The organism is Nitrospirota bacterium (assembly GCA_016235245.1).
Classification (GTDB): Bacteria; Nitrospirota; Thermodesulfovibrionia; order Thermodesulfovibrionales; family UBA6898; genus UBA6898.
In genome coordinates this window covers 17,000-35,601 of sequence record JACRLO010000005.1, presented here as the reverse complement: position 1 = coordinate 35,601, position 18,602 = coordinate 17,000, and the positions used below count along the sequence as shown (strand labels likewise).

At 50.8% G+C, this 18,602-nt stretch carries 18 protein-coding genes and 4 pseudogenes; 20 read left to right on the top strand and 2 right to left on the bottom strand.

Annotation, left to right across the window (positions count from 1 at the left end):
- The first annotated feature begins 261 nt into the window (after positions 1-261).
- The 8 genes and pseudogenes from HZB31_02415 (at position 262) to HZB31_02380 (ending at position 5,651) form a co-directional block, all read left to right on the top strand.
- A pseudogene (locus tag HZB31_02415) lies at positions 262-543 on the top strand (DUF11 domain-containing protein).
- Between the two features lie 132 nt (positions 544-675).
- Positions 676-1,068: pseudogene (locus HZB31_02410) on the top strand (thrombospondin type 3 repeat-containing protein).
- Between the two features lie 138 nt (positions 1,069-1,206).
- Positions 1,207-1,527 (top strand): annotated as a pseudogene (locus HZB31_02405) (DUF1566 domain-containing protein).
- A 303-nt stretch (positions 1,528-1,830) separates the two neighbouring features.
- Positions 1,831-2,220, top strand: a pseudogene (locus tag HZB31_02400) (DUF11 domain-containing protein).
- Positions 2,218-3,435 carry a choice-of-anchor D domain-containing protein gene (locus tag HZB31_02395; protein MBI5846799.1) on the top strand — a complete coding sequence of 406 codons (1,218 nt, stop codon included), beginning with the start codon at positions 2,218-2,220 and terminating at the stop codon, positions 3,433-3,435. The pseudogene HZB31_02400 and the gene HZB31_02395 overlap by 3 nt, the downstream one beginning before the upstream one ends.
- Positions 3,436-3,500: 65 nt before the next feature.
- Entirely contained in the window at positions 3,501-4,208 is a 708-nt protein-coding gene (locus HZB31_02390; GenBank protein MBI5846798.1) for a choice-of-anchor D domain-containing protein, read from the top strand.
- Between the two features lie 211 nt (positions 4,209-4,419).
- A complete protein-coding gene (locus HZB31_02385) occupies positions 4,420-5,049 on the top strand; it encodes a nitroreductase family protein (GenBank protein ID MBI5846797.1) in 630 nt (209 codons plus the stop codon).
- 23 nt (positions 5,050-5,072) lie between these two features.
- Entirely contained in the window at positions 5,073-5,651 is a 579-nt protein-coding gene (locus HZB31_02380) for a superoxide dismutase (GenBank protein ID MBI5846796.1), read from the top strand.
- A gap of 209 nt (positions 5,652-5,860) precedes the next feature.
- On the opposite strand, the gene HZB31_02375 is transcribed toward HZB31_02380, so the two are convergent.
- Positions 5,861-7,027: a radical SAM protein gene (locus tag HZB31_02375; GenBank protein ID MBI5846795.1), complete on the bottom strand. Its 1,167-nt coding sequence runs from the start codon at positions 7,025-7,027 to the stop codon at positions 5,861-5,863.
- Between the two features lie 43 nt (positions 7,028-7,070).
- Between HZB31_02375 and HZB31_02370 the strand changes: the two genes are divergently transcribed.
- The 6 genes from HZB31_02370 to HZB31_02345 all read left to right on the top strand — a co-directional run bounded on the left by HZB31_02370 (position 7,071) and on the right by HZB31_02345 (position 11,977).
- Positions 7,071-7,436, top strand: coding sequence for a hypothetical protein (locus HZB31_02370; protein MBI5846794.1), 366 nt, complete (start codon positions 7,071-7,073; stop codon positions 7,434-7,436).
- A 47-nt stretch (positions 7,437-7,483) separates the two neighbouring features.
- A complete protein-coding gene (locus HZB31_02365) occupies positions 7,484-7,954 on the top strand; it encodes a ferritin family protein (GenBank protein MBI5846793.1) in 471 nt (156 codons plus the stop codon).
- A gap of 11 nt (positions 7,955-7,965) precedes the next feature.
- On the top strand, positions 7,966-9,684 hold the full coding sequence (locus HZB31_02360) for a 2-oxoacid:acceptor oxidoreductase subunit alpha (protein MBI5846792.1): 1,719 nt from the start codon (positions 7,966-7,968) through the stop codon (positions 9,682-9,684).
- On the top strand, positions 9,668-10,519 hold the full coding sequence (locus HZB31_02355; protein ID MBI5846791.1) for a 2-oxoacid:ferredoxin oxidoreductase subunit beta: 852 nt from the start codon (positions 9,668-9,670) through the stop codon (positions 10,517-10,519). The genes HZB31_02360 and HZB31_02355 overlap by 17 nt, the downstream gene beginning before the upstream one ends.
- On the top strand, positions 10,519-11,109 hold the full coding sequence (locus tag HZB31_02350) for a VOC family protein (GenBank protein ID MBI5846790.1): 591 nt from the start codon (positions 10,519-10,521) through the stop codon (positions 11,107-11,109). The genes HZB31_02355 and HZB31_02350 overlap by 1 nt, the downstream gene beginning before the upstream one ends.
- 61 nt (positions 11,110-11,170) lie before the next feature.
- On the top strand, positions 11,171-11,977 hold the full coding sequence (locus tag HZB31_02345) for an alpha/beta hydrolase (GenBank protein ID MBI5846789.1): 807 nt from the start codon (positions 11,171-11,173) through the stop codon (positions 11,975-11,977).
- 6 nt (positions 11,978-11,983) lie between these two features.
- On the opposite strand, the gene HZB31_02340 is transcribed toward HZB31_02345, so the two are convergent.
- The gene (locus HZB31_02340; GenBank protein ID MBI5846788.1) at positions 11,984-12,304 is read right to left on the bottom strand and encodes a cytochrome c; all 321 of its coding nucleotides are present in this window, start codon (positions 12,302-12,304) and stop codon (positions 11,984-11,986) included.
- 105 nt (positions 12,305-12,409) lie between these two features.
- Here HZB31_02340 and waaF point away from each other — a divergent pair, with 105 nt between their 5' ends.
- Genes waaF through HZB31_02310 form a run of 6 tightly spaced genes read left to right on the top strand, consistent with a single transcriptional unit; the run spans position 12,410 to position 18,515 of the window.
- Positions 12,410-13,975 carry a lipopolysaccharide heptosyltransferase II gene (gene waaF / locus HZB31_02335; protein MBI5846787.1) on the top strand — a complete coding sequence of 522 codons (1,566 nt, stop codon included), beginning with the start codon at positions 12,410-12,412 and terminating at the stop codon, positions 13,973-13,975.
- The gene (gene waaC / locus HZB31_02330) at positions 13,968-14,993 is read left to right on the top strand and encodes a lipopolysaccharide heptosyltransferase I (GenBank protein ID MBI5846786.1); all 1,026 of its coding nucleotides are present in this window, start codon (positions 13,968-13,970) and stop codon (positions 14,991-14,993) included. The genes waaF and waaC overlap by 8 nt, the downstream gene beginning before the upstream one ends.
- Complete coding sequence (locus HZB31_02325) at positions 14,990-15,292, top strand: hypothetical protein (protein ID MBI5846785.1); 303 nt, start codon at positions 14,990-14,992, stop codon at positions 15,290-15,292. Before waaC ends, HZB31_02325 begins: the two co-directional genes overlap by 4 nt.
- A 12-nt stretch (positions 15,293-15,304) precedes the next feature.
- On the top strand, positions 15,305-15,481 hold the full coding sequence (locus tag HZB31_02320; protein MBI5846784.1) for a hypothetical protein: 177 nt from the start codon (positions 15,305-15,307) through the stop codon (positions 15,479-15,481).
- A gap of 45 nt (positions 15,482-15,526) precedes the next feature.
- Complete coding sequence (locus tag HZB31_02315) at positions 15,527-17,218, top strand: glycosyltransferase family 39 protein (protein MBI5846783.1); 1,692 nt, start codon at positions 15,527-15,529, stop codon at positions 17,216-17,218.
- Between the two features lie 43 nt (positions 17,219-17,261).
- The gene (locus HZB31_02310) at positions 17,262-18,515 is read left to right on the top strand and encodes a molybdopterin molybdotransferase MoeA (GenBank protein MBI5846782.1); all 1,254 of its coding nucleotides are present in this window, start codon (positions 17,262-17,264) and stop codon (positions 18,513-18,515) included.
- Positions 18,516-18,602 lie beyond the last annotated feature (87 nt).

Here is an 18,602-nt window from a genome sequence, read left to right as displayed (position 1 = left end):
GCCTCTACCGGTCTGGTATGGCAGCAGTCTGATGATGATACTCCGCGGACATGGGAAGCGGCCATTGACTATTGTGAAAATCTCTCGACGCCGGCATCTCCAGCGGTGGATCATTGGCGGCTTCCGAACGTAAAGGAACTTCAGTCAATGACTGCCCAGGATACGACGAATCCTGCCATATATAAGCCGGAGGCTCCGTCCCCCGCGATATTTGTGGGCACGGACAGCGCAAGATACTGGACTTCAACCACAAAACAGGGGCTGGAAGAAAGCGCCTGGGCAGTTAATTTCGATGCGGGGAGTGTTGCTGCTGTGACAAAGCTTACCCCCTATCTTGTCAGGTGCGTCAGGGGTGGACGAGCAGGGTCGCTGGGAGAGTCTGATCTTGCCGTCAGTCTTACCGGCCCGACTGGTCCCGCAGCGCCGGTAATTGTAAATACTCCTGTAACCTATACTGCGACAGTTCTTAATAATGGCCCGTTTGACGCCGAAGCGGTGATACTGTCCGAAACGCTGCCTGCCGGAACTGCCTTTGTATCAGCTGCCGGCGCGACCTGCGTTGATCTAGCTGGCAATGTAACCTGTGCCATCGGATCGCTGGCAAGCGGCAGTGAGGTTGTCATCAGCCTTATTATTCTGTCACCGGCAACGCCAGGGCTTATCAATAATATCGTTATGGTCAACTCCATCACAAATGATGATTATACGATCAACAATTCGTCCGCTGTGTCCACGCAGATTGATTCAGATGATGACGGCGATCTGGTTCCGGATACCTTAGATAATTGTCCTCTGGTGAGCAATGCTGATCAGCTCGATACGGATGGCGACGGACTGGGTGATGCCTGCGATCCGGACAAGGACGAAGATGGCGTATTAAACGGGGTGGACAACTGCCCGCTAATCGTGAATCCGGACCAGCTCGATACGGATGGCGACGGACTGGGTGATGCCTGTGACCCGGATAAGGATAATGACGGTGTATTAAACGGCGTGGACAACTGCCCGCTGGTCTCTAACTCGAAACAGACGGATACGGATGGGGATCTCATTGGTGATGCCTGTGAGATAAAGTTCCCTGATTCCGGTCAGCTCATATTCTATACCGATCCGCTTATCCCAGGTGAAGACGCAGCCTCTGTGATTAACCCGATCTCTTTTGCCGACAATGGCGACGGCACACTGACGGACAGCAATACCCATTTGATGTGGCAGAAGATTGATGACAATGTTTTAAGGACAAGGGCAGAGGCCAGGGCATATTGTGAAGGGTTATCCCTGGGGCTATATCCTGGCGGCTTCTATCCTGACTGGCGTCTGCCGAGCAAGAAGGAACTTTTGAGTATCGTTGATTTCGGCACCTATAATCCGGCGCTTACTGCCTCATTCCTTGCAGTAAATTCTGCTCCCTACTGGACCGATACGGAATATCAGGCCGGGACGGCAATGGCATGGAACCTCGATTTCTTCATGGGGCATGCAGACGGCCATGACGTCGATACGACAGCGCTGACTCGCTGCGTGCGCGGAAAGACCCTGATGTATCCTGATCTGCAAGACAATGGAGATGGGACAATCACGGACAAGGCCACCGGCCTTATATGGCTGCAGGGAGAAACAACAACAAGAAACTGGGTGGATGCGCTGATATATTGTGATAACCTCGAATTTCCGGATTCAACGGTTAATGACTGGCGGCTGCCTGACGTCAAGGAATTGGAATCTATCACGGTTGACAGCAGCATCCCTCCGGCAACAGATTCGGACTTCTTTACGGCAGTGAGTCATGGTGTATACTGGAGTTCTTCAACCAGTGTTGGTACCGCAGAATTGGTCCCACCATATGCCTATGCCTGGGGTGTATCGTTCATCAACGGTGATGTGATAACCCGTGCCAAGGACCAACTCCTCAGCGTCCGCTGTGTGCGTTCAAAGCCGGGTGGTGCAATCGGTAACGCAGACCTTTCGGTTACTGTGTCCGATAGCCCTGACCCCGCTGTTGTGGGCCATGTCATCACATATACCTACACGGTGACGAATAACGGGCCGGACAACGCAACCGGTATCGTCTTGGAGGATACCCTTCCGGAGGGGACATCGTTTGAGCCTTCAGGGTCAGACGCGTTATGCAGTGTCGTGGGCGGAAAGGTCAGTTGCCTTGTTGGGAATCTGGTTGCAGGCAACACTGCAACAGTACTTGTGAACATTACCGCCCCCATGGTAAGCGGCGTAATCAGCAATACTGCCGTTGTGCTGTCTGATACCAACGATGCTGATACTGCCAATAATACGGTCGCTGAAAACACTACGATCCACTACCGGCTGCTTGTTACCATAGATGGAAACGGAACAGGTATCGTTACCAGTGTTCCGACAGGGACAGGGATAGACTGCGGCGCAGACTGCGAAGAGACTTTCATGCCGGAAACGACGATGACCCTGACCGCGGTGCCTGATGCATTATCTATCTTCTCCGGTTGGTCTGGAGGCGGCTGTTCTGGTGTGGCTGAATGTATTATAATAGTTAACGGAGACATATCGGTGAACGCTACATTTATTGAGGACGAAACCGACCCGGTAACTACGCCTGCTCCTTCAGACGGGCAGTTTGTGTCATCGGTATTTGTGACACTTACCTGTGCTGATTTTGAGACCGGCTGTGATAAAACCTATTATTGCGTGGGGATCGGCTGTACTCCGACAACGGAATATACCGGTGTTCCGATCAGAATTACGTCCACGGATGTTCTGCGTTTTTACTCTTTAGACAATGCTGGAAACGACGAAGGTGTTGTGACAAAGACCTTTACGGAAACGGGCCAGATGGCCAGAAACAGTTATTACCGCCAGAATGATCTTTGGCTTATAACGGCCTATACGGTGCTGGATCCGGCGGCAAACTCTTATGTGATCTATATCGAGATTCTGGATGCAATTACGCATGCACTCGTGAATCGCGAGAAGATCAGTCTGCTTTCTAACCCTTGGCTGGCCATAAGCAATGCCGGCAGAGCAGATATTACCTTTATTTACGATGAGGCCTCGGGCACGGGATATTTAATCTATTACGACAGCCTTGGAAACGAACAGTTTGTCCAGGTGCCTGATATACTGCCGACGAGGCCCAGCTCGCTGCTCATTGCGCCGAAGACTGTTGATATGGGAGTCACGTCGGAAGGCAAGATGACCTCAGCGACCGCTACCATTTCTAATGGAGGGGGGGCTGACCTGAGTATTACGTCGATTACGCCTCCCAGCTCACCATTCAGTTTGTCTGGTGGAACTTGCAGCACTCTGTTGCCTTTGCCTTCCGGAGGCAGCTGTACTTTGGGGATCAGGTTCAGTCCGAAGGCAGTAGGGGAATATACCGGTGAAATAAAGATTTATAGCACCGGAGGAGATGTTGTTATCGGGCTGGTAGGTGCGGCCCGATGAAACAATACACAGGGATTGACAAATTTATGGACTCAAACAATTTAATGAAACCATGGAGGTGCATTGTGAAGCGGATGATGACAATAGTATTGCTTGCGTTTGTCGGGATGGTGAGTGTTGCCTTTGCAGAGGAGACCGGTTGTCTACAGACAACGGACAACTGGATTATCAGGGCGTATTCCGGAGGTACAGCGAGCCCTAATTATACCTTTACCCTGGCGGTCATTGACCCTGTATCTGGCCAACTGGTGCCGCACAGTGACATCAAGGCATTTGTAGGGGCGACGACACCCTGTCTGAATGCCGACAGAGTTACTACTCATCTCTGTGAGATCGAAGCAAATGCTCAGAGCCCTGATATAAGCCTTGCGTGTGATGCTGCGGCAGGGACGGCATATATAGTTCATGACCATGCAGGTCAGCTGACAATAAGCACGATACCTGACCTTGTCAAGTATGCTGCGACAAATCCTGTGCTTCAGGCTACGCCTGCTTCTTTGATTTTTGGGCGGGTAGCAAAGGGCACCAAGACGTTAGTCGTAACGGTAACGAATACCGGGACAGCGCCACTTCACATAAGCACTGTAACGACGCCTGCAGCGCCTTACAGCAAGCCAACAGATACGTGCACGGGCGCAACAGTGGCACCAACGACAGGCTCCTGCAGTATATCGATAAAATTTGCACCTCTTACGGTCGCCTCCTATCCGGGAAGTTTTACGATCAACTCTGACGGAGGCACTGCTACGATTCAGCTGACAGGGTCGAAGTAATCTGCTATCGCTTTTGACAGAAACGGGGCCGCACTCATAGGTGCGGCCCTGAAGCCCATGTCGCACTCTTTTGTTTTTCCGTCACATCCGCATAAGAGAGTTCCTGCAACAATGTCTTTACTGGTTTTGATTACCGATTTGACATAACAGCCCCGTATGGTAACCTGTACAGTATGATTTCCAATCTCTATCGTAATAAAAGGAGCATGCCATGGATGTAGTACAGGCGATACTTGAGCGGCGTTCAATCAATTTTTTTGAGCCAAACAGAGAGATTTCTGACGAAAAAATCAGGGAGTTGGTTGAGCTCGCTAAACTGGCTCCGTCTTCCATGAACCTCCAGCCATGGAGGATCGTTGTCGTAAAGGACCCTGAAAGGAAAAGGGTGCTGAGGCTGTGCGCATTCAATCAACCGAAGGTTGAAGAAGCTTCAGCTGTCTTTATTATGGTGGCTGATCCTGGATCTCTGGAAAATACTCTTGGTCCGGCACTGGCAAGCTGGGTAGAGCTTGGGTTCATGAAACCGGAGATGGTTGAGACGTACAGGGGCATGGCAGCATCGCTCTACAGCACAGAGGATAGTCTCAAACGCAAGTTCTTTGCCGTAAAGAACACTTCGTTGCTCGCCATGAACATCATGATCGCTGCAAAGGGTATGGGCCTCGAAACCCATCCTATGGACGGTTTTGACGAAGATTGCATTAAAAAAGAGTTTAATATACCCCCTGACAAGATCATCCCTATGCTGATCACGGTCGGATATCTGAAGACAGGCATAACCCTGCTGCCACGGGCATACCGGAAGAGCTTCGAGGATTTTGTGACCTTCAACAACTATTAAAGGAAAGAAAAGGAGGAACAATCATGTCATACGCATCTAGGGACTACAGCGCACTGGTTGGTATGGAAGGGTTCAGCGAAACACTTATCAAAAACCATTTTACCCTCTATCAGGGATACGTGACGAACACGAATAAGGTTTCCGATATCCTTGATCAGATGCTTAAGGATGGCCGTACAGGTACCCCGGAATATGCGGAACTGAAGAGAAGGTTTGGTTGGGAATTTAACGGGATGAGACTTCATGAATATTATTTCGAGAACCTCGGCGGAAAGTCTGGCTTACGCAAAGACGGGAAGCTGATAAAGCAGATGCAGGCCGATTTCGGCAGCTATGAAAACTGGGAAAAAGATTTCAAGGCCACAGGAGCTATGCGCGGCATCGGATGGGTTGTGCTTTATGCTGACCCCATGAACGGAAAGCTCATTAATTTCTGGGTGAATGAGCATGATGTCTCCCATCCGGCAGGATGCAGCCCGATCCTGATCATGGATGTTTTCGAGCATGCATACATGATCGATTATGGTCTCAAGCGCGCTGATTATATTGAAGCATTCTTCAAAAACATCAATTGGGCAGGTGTTGAAGCACGGTTACGGTAAATGCCCCCTGATTCACTTCCGTATGAGAGAGCTGAAGCGAGGATACAAAGGGGGCAGACTAAGAAGTCTGCCCCCTTTGTATCCATTCATATGTTGAGCCCTGATTAGCAGGAACTCTTGCACTTACAGGTTGTTGCTGCCTTCTTCGAGACCTTCTTGATCGTCATGCTTCACACCTCCTTTGTGCAAAGATTGGGCTTCGTGCCCTGTCACTTTTCTTTCTTCATTATATCATAGAGTTTACACCGGTAAAGGTCTTTTCCCTGCGCATTGCCGAGGACTTCTGCGCGGAATCTGCAGCCTCCCCTGCACGCAGCGACATATGCACAATCGCAGCTTAGGTCGCCCAGCCTGACAGGGGATATTTTCTGCCAGCATGCACTGAGCCCCTCATGAATTGTGCCGACAGACCTGTCTGCATAAAAGGAGCATTTTGCCATTTTCCCGTCGGCCATGACCGACATCAGGTGAAGACCGCATCCGAATCCTTCACCGCTGCCATGAAGTCCTTCGCCAAATCCGTATTTCAGGTATCTGCCGCCTGTTTCCGGTGTGACCTGGAATTTTGCATTGTCCGCAAGTCTTCCGGAAATGCAGGGCACGTCAACGGTCCAGTCCCTGATTCCCAGTTTTCTGAACGTCTTTTCCATGGTGTCGAAATCATTGAGATTGCCGGTATGGACCATGGTCGATACCGAGACCTCAAAGCCCATCTCAAGGCAAAGACGAATGCTCTCCATAGACCGGGTAAAGGTGCCCGTTCCCCGTAAGGCATCATGCGCCCGTTGAAGCCCGTCGATGCTGATCTGAATTTCATCAACATGCAGATTTTTCAGGACTCGACGGTTCAGGAGGAGCCCATTGGAGAAGAGCACCTTGCGTAGCAGGAAATCGGGCAGCATATGATTGATTGCCTCAAAATCCTTATGAAGCAGGGGTTCGCCGCCGGTTATCATGACCCGAAGCCCCTGGAGTGCTTCAAACTCACGAAGAATAGTCCGTATCTGATCTGCAGAAAGTTCATGAAACGTCTTCTTGTCTGATTCTATCGCAGAGGGGGGATCAATATAACAATGCTTACACTTCAGGTTGCAACTGTCTGTGATCTGGAGTTCAAGATAGCGTAGAGACGGTTCAGGAGATCTCATAACAGGCGGCCGCTGAATTGCAGCGCGATCGGGTACCAATATCCCTTCTTTAGCGCAATAATCGACGAATTCCTGTCCCGCAGGCAGGCATCCATCTGCAGCAGAGCATTTCGTAAGAAAATCGAATGAACCCTCATCAAGCTCGTAAAGTTCGTCAGTTCTCAAATGGTACACTGAGGGCGTTTCAAGCCACTTCAGACAGACATGGGGCGATAAATAATAACGCATTCTCCATTATACAATAAGCCTTCTTTCTGATAAGATGGAACTGATGAAAAAAAAGGATCTCCCGCAACTGCTCTGCGCTTCGTACTGTGCTTTTTATAAGCCGGGCAAGGACGAAGAACTCGCCTGCGGGGGTTTTATTATTATCGAGAGACTTGTCGAGGATGGGAAAGAAATACCTGTCGGCACCGGCAGAGTTGTGCTGAGCAGAGAGAGAGAAGACGATCTTTTTCGGGCACTCTGCAGAACCTGTCCTTTTTTTGAACATGATTGTGACTTTGCTGCATGGAAGAGGGGGGAAAGCATGCAATTGGCGCGTGAGGCTTTGAATCCCTGCGGCGGCTTCAACTGCCTGGGAAATTGCCTTGATCTGGGCACTATAGATATTGACGATCTAAATCGGGTAATCTAAAACAGCTTCTAATTTTGATTAGGATATGACGCTTCTACGGAGGAATTATGGAGAGATTTTCAATCAGGGAAGTAGTTGAGCAGGCTGTCAGGACTGAAAGGCTCGGGTATGAGTTTTATACGACAATTGCGAAGAGATTTGAAAAGAATGAAGGCCTTAAGAAGCTTTTCGATACGCTTGCCGGCAAAGAACTTATCCATGAGAAGATGTTCCTTGAACTGAAAGAGATGATGGGCGATGAAGAGCCGGAGGCCTGGGCAGATGTGTCTGAATATATGAGAGCGATTGTGGAATCCGAGTTTTTCCTGGGCAGGGATAAGTCGCTTCCGTCCCTTGACCATGTGAAGACAGTCGAAGATGCGGTGCGTTTTGCCATGGGCTTTGAGAAGGAAACGCTGCTCTATTTTTATGGGCTCAGGGATGCCGTGAAGGAAAAAGATGTGGTTGATGAGATTATCAACGAGGAACGAAGCCATATCATGTGGCTTGCGAAATTCAGAGACACCTTCATTTCATAACGGCATTGCTGATGGACTATTCTATCAGGATCGGCGGAGAGGCGGGCCAGGGAATCCAGACGGTCGGTGATACTCTTTCCAGAGTCTTTGCGCGGACCGGATATCATGTATTTACCCACCAGGATTATGAATCCCGCATCCGGGGAGGTCATAACTTCTATCAGATACGCGTTGCAGACAGACCTCTGTCCGCTGCGCGCAGCAGGCTCGATATCCTTGTTGCCTTTGATCTCGCCAGCATGGACAATGACGCTGCTTTCGTTGCAGAGCAGGGGCGGATTATCTATGACTCCGCAGTGCTGAAACAGAAATTCGACGGCCCAACATTTCGTGATGTACCCTTTACTGCGCTGGCGGTCGAACATGGTGGCAGCAGGATCATGGCCAACACCGTTGCTATTGGCGCTGTATTGGGCTTGCTCGGCATGGAGATGGATATTCTCCTTAGGATCATTTCTGACACCTTCCAGAAGAAAGGAGAAGAGGTCATAAAGGCAAATATCTCGGCTGCCGCCGCCGGATATGATTTTGCGGTTAAGGATTGTGGTGGATGTTCATTTTCGATGGCAGCAAGGGCTGAGCAGAAACTGCTAATTGCCGGCATAGACGCAATAGGGGTTGGAGCCGTGGCATCGGACTGCAAGTTCTATGCGGCGTATCCTATGACACCCTCCACAGGCATCATGAACTACCTTGCGGGCAAGGCGCAGCAATACGGTATTGTTGTTGAGCAGGCAGAGGATGAGATCGCTGCGATCAATATGGCGCTTGGTGCGTCTTATGCGGGTGTGAGGGCAATGACAGCTAGTTCCGGCGGCGGGTTTGCGCTGATGGTAGAAGGCCTCTCGCTTGCTGCTATGACAGAGACGCCGATCGTGATAGGTCTGGGCCAGAGACCTGGTCCTGCTACGGGCTTCCCTACCCGGACAGAGCAGGGAGAACTCCAGTTCGCTCTTTACACAGCGCATGGCGAATTCCCGAGGATCATCTTTGCGCCTGGCGACCCTGAACAGGCCATGAACCTTACGAACAAGGCTTTCGACCTTTCAGAGAAATACCAGGTGCCTGCATTTGTTATCTTTGACACGTATCTGGCTGACACGCAGTGGACCCATGCAGGCTTGGACCTGGACAAGCTGGTATACACTGACTATCGGCTGAGGGCCGATGCCCTGAACGGTCTTTCGGAATACAAAAGACATGCATATACCGATACCGGAGTTTCTCCAATGGCAGTGCCGGGGGAGTCAAGGCACGTTGTTGTTACGGACAGTGATGAACATGATGAGGACGGCCATATTGTTGAGGATGCAGAGACGCGGAAGAAGATGGTCGGAAAAAGGCTCTTGAAGAAAATGCCCCTGATCCAAAAGGAGATAGAGCCGCCTTTCTTTTATGGGGATGCAGTTGCCGATATTGTTCTGGTCGGATGGGGATCAACCTATGGCGTGATCAAAGAGGCTGTTTATGAGCTTTCAGACAGACAGAAAATAGCAATGCTTCATTTCAGTCAAATATTTCCTTTTCCCGGCAGGGATGCGTTTGATTACCTTGCCCTTCTCGGAAATGCGAAGAAGGCGATATGTATTGAACAGAATGCCACCGGCCAGTTTGCGCGTCTCATGAGGGCTGAAACAGGATTTGAGTTTGCGGCCTGGATAAACCGATATGACGGCAGGCCGTTTACCGTAGAAGAACTTGTTGGAGAACTGCATGTCCAGATTGGATGATTATAAGGGGCAGACACCTGCATGGTGCCCGGGATGCGGCAATTTCAGCATTCTCAAGACATTCAAGGACACGGTCGTTGAACTCGGCCTTGAACCGCACCAATTCACGATCGTCTCTGGCATAGGTCAGGCAGCCAAGTTCCCGCACTATCTCAAATGTAATACCTTTAATGGCCTTCATGGCAGGACACTGCCTGTTGCCACAGGGATCAGGCTTGCCAACCATGAGATGCCGGTATTCGCCGTTGCCGGCGATGGCGACTGCTACGGGGAAGGCGGCAATCATCTGATCCATACCATGCGGAAGAACCCGAATATTAAGCTTTTTGTCCATGATAACCAGGTATACGGTCTCACAAAAGGCCAGGCATCTCCTACAACCCAGGAGGGCACTGTCACAAAAAATTTGCCCTTCGGCGTATTTTCTGAGCAGTTGAACCCGATGGCTTTGGCCGTTGCTCTTGATTGCAGTTTTGTTGCGCGCAGTTTTTCTGGTGACCAGGATCATCTGAAGTCCATGGTCAAGGCTGCGATCGATCACAAAGGGTTCTGTCTCGTTGATATCCTCCAGCCCTGCGTATCGTTCAACAAGATCAATACACATGAATGGTACAAACAGAGAGTCTATCACCTTGAGCCTGAATATGACCCCACAGACAGGGTGAAGGCATTTGAACGCAGCCTGCAGTGGGGCGACAGAATTCCGATTGGTATTATCTATAGAAACAGCCGTCTGTCACTTGAAGAAAGAATTCCGATTATTCATGATATGCCGCTTGTAAAACAATCTCCTGATATCAATAAGTTAGGAGATTTACTTAAAGAGTTTTATTAATGCCTAAGGTCACGTTCAATGGTGTTAATCACCTTGCCATGGCGACAGGTGACATGGACAGCACGATACGGTTCTGGAGGGACTTGCTTGGCATGAGGCTTGTTGCAGGCCTCGGCCAGCCCGGGTACAGGCAGTACTTCTTCGAGATATCAGAGACCTGCGCCATTTCCTTTTTTGAGTGGCCCTCAATAAGTCCTGTGGAAGAAAAAGGCCATGGTCAGGTTGTCTCAGGTAATTTAGTCTTTGATCACGTATCCTTTGGCATCGAGACAGAAGGTGATCTTTGGGCCATAAAGGACAAAATGGCTGCGGCTGGGATCTGGGTTTCAGAAGTGATAGACCATGGCTTTATCCATTCAGTTTATTCATTTGATCCAAACGGTATCCCCATTGAATTCAGCTGCAATGTCCGGGAGATCGATATCAGACAGTCACCGATACTTGCAGACCCTCAGCCGACAACGATTGCTCAAGAGGGCGCTGATCAGAATCTTGATGCCTGGCCGGCGGTAACAAGTGCGACTCCGGTCAAGGAGCGCAGGATTTACCCGGGAGAGGGGCTGCGCTTTTTTAAGGGGTCAAAGAAATAGTCCATGCTCCAGTCACTATCTTATGGCAGTTCTCAGTAAGAAGCTGCCCGGACTGAAACGTATGTTTATCACGGTTATTATTGGCCTTGCCGCTGGTTACTGCGGTCTTGTTGTCTTTGTCTTTTTCCGCCAGCCCAAAATGCTCTATTTCCCGACAAGGCAGATAGAGCAAACCCCGGCTGCCATCAGTCTTCCCTTTGACGAGGTTGCGTTTAAGACTGCTGATGGATTGACCATCACTGCCTGGTATATACCTGCGCCTGCTGCGCGGGCTGTCCTGCTGTTCTGTCATGGCAATGCAGGTAATATTTCTCATCGGCTTGATTCGATCAGAATCTTTCATGCTCTTGGCCTGAGCGTGCTCATTTTTGATTATAGGGGATATGGTACCAGCGGGGGGGAGCCGACAGAAAAGGGCACCTATCTTGACGCAGAGGCCGCCTGGGATTTTCTGGTAAACGATAAGGGGATTGATCCGGCACGCATTCTGATCTTTGGCAGATCTCTTGGCAGTGCTGTGGCAGCAGAACTTGCCACAAGGAGAAAAGCAGGAGCTCTGATCATCGAGTCAGGGTTCACCTCAATACCTGACATTGGCCGGAAGTATTATCCCTATATGCCGGTCAGGCTCATCACACGCTTCCATTATGCGACCATAGACAAGGTCGGCAGCCTTGCACTGCCCAAACTTTTTATCCACAGCCCTGAGGACGAGATAATCCCTTATGACCATGGGATGAAGCTCTTTGCAAATGCTGCCGAGCCGAAGGAGTTCCTCCTGTTACGCGGAGACCATAATGAAGGATTTCTCCTGTCCGGAGAGCTGTACAGCAAGGGGCTGCAGCAGTTTATCTCAAGATATTTCTGAAATAACTTAATTGGATTTCAGAAAGAGAATAATTGCCCAGATCTCAGGATAACTGAGCTGGTCGTACTCCGGCATGCGCGACTCAGGATTGTGAGACCGTGAATTGCTGATCTGACGCATGATCCAGACGGTACTCCGCCTTTTTGTCACATCGGTAAGATCAGGGCCGGCCATGCCTCCCTCTCCCCTGAACCGGTGGCATGTGATGCATTTCTCTTCCCTGAATAACGTCTCACCCTTTGGTATAAAAAGAAGGAAGAGGAGTAGCAGAAATACGCCAAAGAAGCTGATGCCGAGAAGGGTGATCCTTTTGTTTAATCTGTCCATGGCAATGTATCCAGTCTCAAAATTATAGTATCATAAGATCAGTTTTTTCATACATTCGTGTATGCGGAACCAGAACGTTCCGGATAATTGAGGATACTGGCTTTTATGGACAAGCAAAAAATACAGACCGAAAAAAACAACGCAGTCCTGCTCAGGGGTGTTAACTGGATCGGGGATGCAGTTATGACCATCCCTGCGATGAGGGCATTGAGGCGAACTCTTCCGGACGCACGGCTCTGCCTCCTGGTCAAGCCCTGGGTAGCCCCTCTTTTTGAGAAGGACCCCGATATTGATGAGATCATACTCTACGCGGACGAATATAAGGGATTGGGAGGCAAGGTCAGGCTCGCCCGGAAATTGAAAGAGTATGGTTTTGCTGCTGCCGTGCTCCTTCAGAACGCTTTTGACGCTGCCCTGATAACCTTTCTTGCCGGGATCAATAAACGTATCGGCTACCGCAGGGACGGAAGAGGCCTTCTCCTGACCGATCCCGTTGCATTCGATGCCCAGGCAAAAGCACTCCATCATATTGATTATTATCTCAATCTGGTACAGAAGGCCGGATTCAACGGCAGCCCTGACCGGCCATGGCTGTTTCTGGATCTTGAGGAGCGGTTAGGGGCAAGGAGCATGATCGAAGGACTGAAAAGGCCGGTCATAGCCCTGAATCCGGGGGCAGCCTACGGATCATCAAAGAGATGGCTGCCTCAGCGGTTTGCAGAAGTGGCGGGCAGGGTGATAACGGAACTGAGCGGCAGCGTTCTTCTTCTCGGCGGCCCAAAGGAAGCAGGGATTGCCGAGGATATTCTGAAACATCTCGACCCGTCTCTTGTAACGCAATCGTCCCTGCTGAATGTGGCAGGCATTACCTCTCTTCGACAGTTGATGGCATTAATAGCAGAATCTGATGTATTGGTAACGAACGATTCCGGTCCCATGCATATCGGGTATGCGGTCGGCACGCCGCTGGTTGCGGTCTTCGGCTCGACCTCTCCGGAACATACCGGGCCGGTCGGCACATCGGACGTCGTAATCAGGAAGAGTGTCGAATGTGCGCCCTGTTTTGAGCGGCAGTGCAGGAAGAACAATTTGGCCTGCATGGACCTTATCACCTCAGACGAGGTGTATGCTGCCGTGAAAAAACTGACTCTCAGAAAGAGTGCGGTTTTTTTTGATCGTGATGGCACTCTCTGCCGGGATGTCCATTATCTGAGCAGGATGGAAGATCTGGAGATCTTTTCCGAAATAACGGCTCTTTCTGCACTGAGAGATCGTGGCATCAGCCTTATCGGTGTTTCAAACCAGTCCGGGATCGCAAGGGGCTTAGTGCCGGAGAGTGTGGTAAAAGAGGTGAACCGGATATTTTTGGGCCAATACGGGTTTGACGCGTTCTATTACTGTCCGCACCACCCTGATGAGCATTGCGCCTGCAGAAAACCTGAGCCCGCTATGCTGATTCAGGCACGGAACGATCACGGCATAGACCTCAAACGCTCATTTGTGGTCGGGGATAAGGATGTTGACATGCGTTTGGCGAAGGCCGCAGGAGCAAAAGCAATATTGGTGAAGACCGGCAAGGCAGAGTCGTCGTCTCATGCAGATGCCGTTGTTGAGGGACTTGCTGAGGCGGTCAGGACCATATTATCCATGCACGGGAAGGCTGATGTCTAAGAGGGGGGACTGCAGGAAGATACTGATAGTAAAGCCGAGCTCTCTCGGGGATGTGGTGCACAGCCTGCCGTTTCTGAACGCCATGAAACAATGCCTTCCTCAGGCTGAGATTCACTGGGTGATCGCCAGGGGCCTTGAAGGTCTGCTTGAGGGCCACCCCATGATCGATAAGCTGATCATTATCAATAAGGATCGCTGGAAGAAGCTTTCGCGGGCCGGCAGCACCCTGAAAGAGATCAGGGAACTTTTCAAACAGCTCAGACAGGAAAAGTATGACTTGGTGATCGATCTTCAGGGACTGTTTCGAAGCGGGTTGATCACATGGGCAACGCATGCACCGTTGAGGATCGGTTTTCTTGAGGCACGCGAGGGCAGCAGGTATTTTTATACAAAGAACGTCAGGGGCGGCAGGGATATTCATGCCGTTGATCGTTATATGAAAGTCGCTGCGGAACTTGGCTGCGGGACTCCTGATATAGCCTTCCCCTTTCCCCTTTCCGACAGCACAGGCAATAGGGAGGGAGCGCTCTCAGACCCCGGCCCTTATGCTGTTTTGGTGCCGGGCGCAAGGTGGAAGACCAAGATATGGCCGGCAGAGAGCTTCGGTGCAGTCGCCTCAATGCTCCCTATGAGATCGGTAGTCGTGGGGGGCAGTGCAGACAAGGAGATTGCTGATAACGTGGTGCTGCACTCTGACGGCAAGGCCCGCTCTGTGGCCGGGCAGACAAGCCTCAGACAGCTGGTAGAGATTATGCGGACAGCAGAAGTGGTCATTACAAACGACTCGGGTCCGATGCATATTGCGGCTGCGCTCAGCGTCCCGGTTGTCGCCATCTTCGGACCGACAAGTCCGGCCAGGACAGGGCCATATGGCAGCGGTCATCTTGTTCTTCAGTCACCGTTGGAATGCGTGCCCTGCTTCAACAGGGATTGCGGCCATATGCAGTGCATGAAAGATATTTCGCCTGAAGCTGTCTATCAGGAAGTGCTGCGTATCGTGCGGAGACAAAAGATATGATGCTGGGTGTTTTGGTCAATACGGACAGGCATGGAAAGCATCTGGTCGGACTGACAAAGGCGGCGCTTGCACGGAGGCACGAAGTGAGTATCTTCCTCACGGATATCGGGACACGGCTGCTGGGGGATCCGGCAGTGCGTGAACTTGCCCTGCTTCAGGGAGTTACGATAAGTTTTTGTGTCCATAGCGCCAGTAATAACGGTGTCGACTACGAAGGTATCCCTTCCGGGATCATTGCAGGCAGCCAGGTCAATAATGCGATCATGAACCATCATGCTGACAAGGTGATTGTGCTGTAGGATGGAGACGCGATGAAAATCCTCCATATCTTAAATGACGGGCCGACAGAACTCTCTGATGCGATAATCAGGGAGCAGCAGAAGGAACACGAGATCAGGATCATTGACCTTTCGAAAACGGATCTTTCCTACGATATGATTATTGATGACATCTTCTCCTTTGACCGGGTCATGTCCTGGCAGCGATGACCGGGTTTGAGCGCTATATGCTTATGAAGATGACCTGCTGACAGCATGAAGACCGATCAGGACCGGTTCAGAAGTTATGGGACTGCATTTCTTGTTGCGATATCTTCCCTTCTTCTCTTTTATGTCCTCTACATGCTCAGATTTCTTGATGACAGCAGGCTTGTCAGTTGGGATGACGTATTTTCGGTTGTTCCGCCCCTGCGCACAGGAATTATTCTCTGCCTCAGCCTTGCGGCAGCCTTTATGGCTTCGCGCATTGAGCTGATCGAACGATACCCCCCGGCAACCCTGTTTCTCGTTTCTTTTGTCGTCTCTGGCCTGTTCCGGCAGGAGCCTGAGATGATCGTGGATGCATCACGCTATTTTACCCAGGCCAAGCACCTTGAACTCTATGGGTTGGGATATTTTTTGCGGGAGTGGGGCAAGGGTATCAATGCATGGACCGACCTGCCGCTCATACCGTTAATGTATGGCAGTATCTTCCGGTTCTTCGGCGAAGTCAGATTTTTTGTTCAGCTCATCAATATGCTCTTTTTTTCGACAGCAGTCGTGCTCACCTATCTGACAGGCAGGGAACTTTGGAATAGAACTATCGGCTTCCATGGAGGACTCTTTCTGTTGTGCATTCCCTACCTGTTCACTCAGGTGCCGCTCATGATGGTTGACCTGCCTTCCATGTTTTTTTTGCTGCTCTCGATCTATTCCTTTCTTCTTGCCCTGAGGCGGGGCGGCTTCATGGTGCCGACTGCAGGCCTGATCATCTTCATGACTTTTTTTTCGAAGTATTCTGCCTGGCTCATGCTGACGGTCATTCCTGTCATCTATGCCGTCGAACTCCATCAAAACAGAAAGGAAGGACTTGATCGCTATGCCCTGAGGGGCCTGATCGTCTTCTTCATCTCCTTTTTTCTGATCTCGATCGTTGCCGCATTCAAACACGATGAGCTCGTTAAGCAGGTCCATTTCCTGATCTCCTATCAGGCGCCTGGACTAAAGCGCTGGGGAGAGAGTCTTGTTTCGACCTATCTCTTTCAGATGCATCCGGCTATTCCGGTGCTTGCTGCTGTCTCGCTCCTGGCGGCCTTCAGAAAGAAGGATAGTGCCTATATCATCGTTGCCTGGCTGGTCTTTCTTGTCCTTGTTCTGCAGGTACGGAGGATCCGCTATATCATCTTGATATTCCCTCTGTTAAGTCTTATGGCTGCCTACGGCCTTGAATTGATCAGGGATACGATGAAAGCCCGCTACATTGCCTATGCAGCCGTTGCCTTCTCCCTGACGCTTGGCCTCTCCGGATTTCTGCCCTTTCTGCAGCATACGAGCGCTGCGAATCTCAGGGACGCAGCAGCGTATCTGGAGAGTCTTGACGTTCCGGTCGTTGAGGTATTTACCCCGCTTCCCCGGGATTATGTTATGGACCCTGCTGTCTCCGTGCCTCTTCTTGATCTGCATACGAACAAGAAGATCCTGTACCGCTATGAAGATTCTTCATATCCCCTGCCTGAAGATATCGGGATATCTGCACTCCGTTTTACCTGGGCATATAAGAATCCGCGCTACTATCAGGAAGGTCCAAAGGAATACGAAAAAAAGGCCGTTGTAATAATCTCGGACAGCGCTGAAGAGAATTTACCTCCTTTCATTCTTCAAAAAGCGGCAGACCTTTCCCAAAAAAAAGTGTTCGATATCAGCGATGACGTCTTCCGTCATAAAACAGTGGTAACGGTATATCATTAGTCTCGTTACCCCTGTCACCGCATTTTCCACTATAATATCATCCATGAAAGATATGCTCGGTCGCGAAAACGTTATGACCTCGGCGAATGCACTTGATCTGCTTCTCGGACATCTCGCAGGTAAAAAAACGAAGGTGAGTGCGGCAAAGATCGGTGAAGCTCTCGGTATGGTCTGCGCAGAGGATATTATTGCCGCAGAGGACCTGCCTGCCTTTGCGCGCTCAACCGTGGACGGTTATGCGGTTAGGGCGGAAGACACCTTCGGCGCTGCTGAGACCATGCCGGCTTACCTGAACCTTTCACGGGAGATCTTCATGGGCGAGTCGGCTGAATTTGTGCTGGCTGATGATACTGTCAGCAAGATCCCTACGGGCGGCATGCTTCCTGAAAGGGCTGATGCGGTTGTGATGTTCGAGCATATACAGCTTATTGACGGCAAGATGATCGAGGTGATGAAATCTGTGGCCCCTGGCGAAAACGTCATTCAGGCCGGAGAGGATGTAAAGCGCGGTGAGGTTGTAGTCAGCAGGGGGCACCGCATACGGCCTCCTGACCTCGGCGCAGCAGCAGGCATCGGCGTCACGGAGTTGAAGGTATTCGGGAGGCCCGTTGTTTCGATCATCTCGACGGGCGACGAGGTTATACCCGCAGACCAGAGTCTTTCGATGGGCAAGATACGCGATACCAACTCCTATGTTATCGCTGGCATGGTCGCTCAGGCCGGCGGCGTTCCCATAAGAAAAGGCATCTTCAGTGATGACTACAAGGTGATACGCAGCGCCGTTGAAGATGCCATGAAGGATTCCGATGCCATTGCCGTTTCGGGCGGCACGTCTGTCGGAACCAAGGATATGATAGCAAGGGTTATTGAAGATATCGGCAATCCCGGCATTCTGTTTCACGGTCTTTCGCTGAAGCCCGGTAAGCCGATGATCGGCGGCGTCATGAGCGGTATACCGATATTCGGCCTGCCCGGTCATCCGGCTGCGGTCAGTGTCTGCCTGGACATATTCCTCAGACCGGTCTTAAATGCCCTCTGCGGGCTGCAGGAACGCCGTGCTGATCAGCTCAAAGGCGTTGTTTTGGCAAGGCTCTCGAGGAATGTGTCGTCTTCTCAGGGGAGGGAAGAGCATATCAGGGCAGTGATAGAGGAGCGGCAGGACGGACTCTGGGCAGTCCCCCTGCTCGGTAAGTCAGGTCTGATCAGGACGCTGGTGCATGCTGACGGTACGTTTGTGATCCCCGTAAATGTTAATGGCATTGAAAAGGGTGAGATGGTTGAGGTGAGGCTTTTTTAGACAAGCGGTGAAGGCCTTATTTTATGGGCTTTCGCAGGCCTTCCCTTGACAAAAAACAGCCCTTTTGGTTTAATGAGTATCGCCTCG

What these genes read in the sequence shown, in the direction of transcription:
- HZB31_02395 (MBI5846799.1), top strand. Translation starts at nt 2,218, where the DNA reads ATGGTAAGCGGCGTAATCAGCAATACTGCCGTTGTGCTGTCTGATACC.
- HZB31_02385 (MBI5846797.1), top strand. Translation starts at nt 4,420, where the DNA reads ATGGATGTAGTACAGGCGATACTTGAGCGGCGTTCAATCAATTTTTTT.
- HZB31_02380 (MBI5846796.1), top strand. Translation starts at nt 5,073, where the DNA reads ATGTCATACGCATCTAGGGACTACAGCGCACTGGTTGGTATGGAAGGG.
- HZB31_02375 (MBI5846795.1), bottom strand. Translation starts at nt 7,027, where the DNA reads ATGCGTTATTATTTATCGCCCCATGTCTGTCTGAAGTGGCTTGAAACG.
- HZB31_02370 (MBI5846794.1), top strand. Translation starts at nt 7,071, where the DNA reads ATGAAAAAAAAGGATCTCCCGCAACTGCTCTGCGCTTCGTACTGTGCT.
- HZB31_02365 (MBI5846793.1), top strand. Translation starts at nt 7,484, where the DNA reads ATGGAGAGATTTTCAATCAGGGAAGTAGTTGAGCAGGCTGTCAGGACT.
- HZB31_02360 (MBI5846792.1), top strand. Translation starts at nt 7,966, where the DNA reads ATGGACTATTCTATCAGGATCGGCGGAGAGGCGGGCCAGGGAATCCAG.
- HZB31_02355 (MBI5846791.1), top strand. Translation starts at nt 9,668, where the DNA reads ATGTCCAGATTGGATGATTATAAGGGGCAGACACCTGCATGGTGCCCG.
- HZB31_02350 (MBI5846790.1), top strand. Translation starts at nt 10,519, where the DNA reads ATGCCTAAGGTCACGTTCAATGGTGTTAATCACCTTGCCATGGCGACA.
- HZB31_02345 (MBI5846789.1), top strand. Translation starts at nt 11,171, where the DNA reads ATGTTTATCACGGTTATTATTGGCCTTGCCGCTGGTTACTGCGGTCTT.
- HZB31_02340 (MBI5846788.1), bottom strand. Translation starts at nt 12,304, where the DNA reads ATGGACAGATTAAACAAAAGGATCACCCTTCTCGGCATCAGCTTCTTT.
- waaF (MBI5846787.1), top strand. Translation starts at nt 12,410, where the DNA reads ATGGACAAGCAAAAAATACAGACCGAAAAAAACAACGCAGTCCTGCTC.
- waaC (MBI5846786.1), top strand. Translation starts at nt 13,968, where the DNA reads ATGTCTAAGAGGGGGGACTGCAGGAAGATACTGATAGTAAAGCCGAGC.
- HZB31_02325 (MBI5846785.1), top strand. Translation starts at nt 14,990, where the DNA reads ATGATGCTGGGTGTTTTGGTCAATACGGACAGGCATGGAAAGCATCTG.
- HZB31_02320 (MBI5846784.1), top strand. Translation starts at nt 15,305, where the DNA reads ATGAAAATCCTCCATATCTTAAATGACGGGCCGACAGAACTCTCTGAT.
- HZB31_02315 (MBI5846783.1), top strand. Translation starts at nt 15,527, where the DNA reads ATGAAGACCGATCAGGACCGGTTCAGAAGTTATGGGACTGCATTTCTT.
- HZB31_02310 (MBI5846782.1), top strand. Translation starts at nt 17,262, where the DNA reads ATGAAAGATATGCTCGGTCGCGAAAACGTTATGACCTCGGCGAATGCA.